General features: G+C 40.5%; 5 protein-coding genes and 1 pseudogene. 2 read left to right on the top strand and 4 right to left on the bottom strand.

The genetic code is table 11. The annotated features are described in order from the left end of the window. Positions 1–215, bottom strand: a pseudogene (locus tag MNV_RS20760) (ISH3-like element ISMba14 family transposase); the annotation flags it as partial. 529 nt (positions 216–744) lie between these two features. On the opposite strand from MNV_RS20760, the gene MNV_RS10765 reads away from it, so the two are divergent. Beyond that, a complete protein-coding gene (locus MNV_RS10765) occupies positions 745–1,032 on the top strand; it encodes a hypothetical protein (RefSeq protein ID WP_096205953.1) in 288 nt (95 codons plus the stop codon). Next, the gene (locus MNV_RS10760) at positions 1,029–1,370 is read left to right on the top strand and encodes a thioredoxin family protein (RefSeq protein ID WP_096205951.1); all 342 of its coding nucleotides are present in this window, start codon (positions 1,029–1,031) and stop codon (positions 1,368–1,370) included. Before MNV_RS10765 ends, MNV_RS10760 begins: the two co-directional genes overlap by 4 nt. On the opposite strand, the gene MNV_RS10755 is transcribed toward MNV_RS10760, so the two are convergent. The 3 genes from MNV_RS10755 to MNV_RS10745 form a co-directional block, all read right to left on the bottom strand. After that, positions 1,367–1,828 (bottom strand): hypothetical protein, encoded by a 462-nt coding sequence (locus MNV_RS10755; protein WP_096205950.1) that lies wholly within the window; start codon positions 1,826–1,828, stop codon positions 1,367–1,369. The two genes, MNV_RS10760 and MNV_RS10755, sit on opposite strands and share 4 nt — an antisense overlap. Next, positions 1,825–1,986, bottom strand: coding sequence for a hypothetical protein (locus MNV_RS19665; protein WP_179293936.1), 162 nt, complete (start codon positions 1,984–1,986; stop codon positions 1,825–1,827). The genes MNV_RS10755 and MNV_RS19665 overlap by 4 nt, the downstream gene beginning before the upstream one ends. A 502-nt stretch (positions 1,987–2,488) precedes the next feature. Then, positions 2,489–2,752 (bottom strand): hypothetical protein, encoded by a 264-nt coding sequence (locus tag MNV_RS10745; protein ID WP_143311742.1) that lies wholly within the window; start codon positions 2,750–2,752, stop codon positions 2,489–2,491. Positions 2,753–2,961: the final 209 nt, after the last annotated feature.

The following is a 2,961-nucleotide window of genomic DNA, read 5'->3' as shown; positions in this document are numbered from 1 at the left end:
GTCGCCAGATGGCACATTTTTATCTGGATTCTTCAGTCTGAGATCTATGCTTGCTGATTCTAACGAGTTGGTAACTGATGTGGCTGCGTGCAGAATCACATTCAGTGTGTCTTGAAACTATACGTTGTACCTTCAGGTAATTTTATTATGTTTGTTTTACTCAATAACTCTGAGGTCATGGCCATTATATCAAGAGGTTGTATATTCATGATCATGACCTCAAATATCAACCGCTTAAAAACATCATCTGAGGATGATTCACTTTAAAATAGATGTGCTGATATTTCATTCACTCGGAAGTAGAGCTATTCGGAAGTACTGAATACACATCTCACTTCCAGCACCGTGTCCTTTACTCAATTCATCCCTTCGCACCGCCCCTCGGCAATTTAAAGATGGCCCTTGATAATCTGGCTTAAAAAGTCAATAATACTTTTATTTTTAATATGCTTTTCTACCAATAATACTTTTCCACCAACCAAAAATGCTGTTAACTTAATGTCATTATTGAACAACCTTTCTGATTTTTGTCAGAGAGATGAGCTATATAAAATAATAAAACACCGCAAAGAGCGCAAAGAGCGCAAAGAACGCAAAGGACAGCAATAGAAACTCTTTGCGAACTTTGCGTTCTTTGCGGTGAACGCTCATGGTTTACCTGGTATGTCGCCGAACATTAATATTAAGTTAACACAATCCAACCAATAATAAAATGTAAATACCTCTCAAACAATATCCTATTCAATGTCCCTTGTCGAACTCAAGCTCGTAAAAGAACTCGGCTACGAACGCATCGAATGCGCCTGCGGTATGGCAGTCCTGCCGAAAGACCCGACGCCTGAAATAACCGCCACCATAAAGAAGCTCGCAATTGAAGAAGGAGCAAAATTCTCAATAATCGATACCTCAATCCATCCTGAGGTGATTAAAAAGTATAATATCAAAGAACTCCCTGCAGTGATAATCGGGAAAAATACATACAGTATAGACGAAAATACTCTGCGCTTAGTGATACGGAAGGAGAAGGCATGACTGGAGATGATGAACTTGCACAGATACGGAAAAAGAAACTTGATGAGCTGATGAGGCGCAAGCAGGAAATCCTGGCCCCAAAACCTCCTACAGTTATCGAAGTATTTACATCGCCCACATGCCCGCACTGTCCGAGGGCGCTTTCGATGGCAAAAGAGCTTGCGATGCAGATGCCCGGCATCCAGGTCGTGGAGCAATCGACAGCAACGCCGCAGGGCTATGCAAAGGCGGCGCTGTACGGCGTACAGGCAGTTCCCACCGTATTCATCAACGGCAAACGTGCTTTTGTGGGAGCGCCGCCATCGATTGAGGCACTGAGGCAGGCATTAAAAAACTAAACCTTAAAAGGAATGCGCTCAACCACAGCTCCTCTCAGGTCGCTTATTTCCACTCCCCCTTTTACCCCGCGAATCTCCATGCCGTCAAACTCATCAGCGCCGCATAATATATCCTGCTCAGGATGCGTTCCCGGGGTTATGCTGCAGCTTAGCCGCGTCCTGTCCCCGACAGAGACCACGATTTTAAGGCGTTTTGACGCAGGATGGTTCTTTGGCAGGACAATGAATGGCGAACCCACCTCGCGTATCATGTAAAGCACGCATTTCAAGCCGTTCATTGTCTTTTCATCTGTCCCGAAACCCGATGCCACAAGCAGGTTATCAGGCTCAAGCGCCAGAAGTATCTCCTCTTTCTCTGTTTCAAGGAAAAACTGGTTGTTCCCTCCTACTTTTACAATGCCGAGGGTGCCTTCCTTCCCCCGGAGCAGGAGCATCTCATTATTATTTAACGGGATCATTCTTCTTTAAACATGGGTTTTACATTGGCTGAGTGGCAGGAGGGGCATATTACTTTTCTCCCGACGCCTCTGAACTCGTTTTTGCAGTCACCGCACTTGTAGAATTTCGCATCAAGTGCCTGGATCTCGATATTGAACGCATCACCTACGCTGCACATGCTATTTCACCTCCGAATATCATGATTGTATATGTTTAATCCTACTCTGTTTATACTCCCACTATACAATATAAATCTATGGATTCATCAAACAGCAACCCAAAATAAGACTTATAGATTTTTATATGTTTCGGTTATGAAAATATCTGTAATATTTAAAAATAATCGTATAATATCAGTGCATATTTTAATACGTTATTTTTTGCCATCTTACATACGCGAGAGGTTTTGTAATATTGCATAAAAATAGACTACACTTACTAATAATCCAAAAACCAAACCGATTATCCATAGCTTGTTAATTTTGTAAATATTTCGTTCTTTTGCAACCTTCATACAACTTAGACCGCCTATCAATGAAAGAAGGAAAATCAAAAAAACAAGAACATTGAAAAGCGACTTCTGCAGTGATACAACAAGAATAAGGGTTCCAAATACGATATCCATAGCTCCAATATACATTAATATAAGTCGTACTAATGACGGGTATATTTCAGGTGACTTAGATTCTTCTTTGCTCTTGTAGCCCGGATAATTTTCTGCGGAGTTCATCGATATCGTTTCTCATTTCGTTTAATTCTTTTCTGTATCCAATCTCTAAATCTAACCTTATCAAGCGTTCATTAATGATATTTAAATCCTTATTCGTTGTATCTTTTAATCCATCTATTGCCTGACGAAAATATTGGAATAACATCACCAAGATTGCAAATATAACACCTACAATAATGGATGATGGACTTAACAGTTCTTCTAAAGATACCATAGTTATGATGTCATAAATAGTTTCGTTATATAAAAACATTTTTACGGGATATTAAGATTTTTAGGTTCCCATCCTACATCAGATTATACAGGACTGGTTTTACCACTCGATACTTAACAACCATTCCGACTACTTACAGATTTAACAGAACCCGATTTTTCATACAGTGTCTATGAACCGTCAGTTCATGATTAGTTTCACACCGCTCA

This window comes from Candidatus Methanoperedens nitratireducens (assembly GCF_900196725.1).
Lineage (GTDB): Archaea > Halobacteriota > Methanosarcinia > Methanosarcinales > Methanoperedenaceae > Methanoperedens > Methanoperedens nitroreducens_A.
This window is presented reverse-complemented; position numbering and strand designations above follow the sequence as displayed.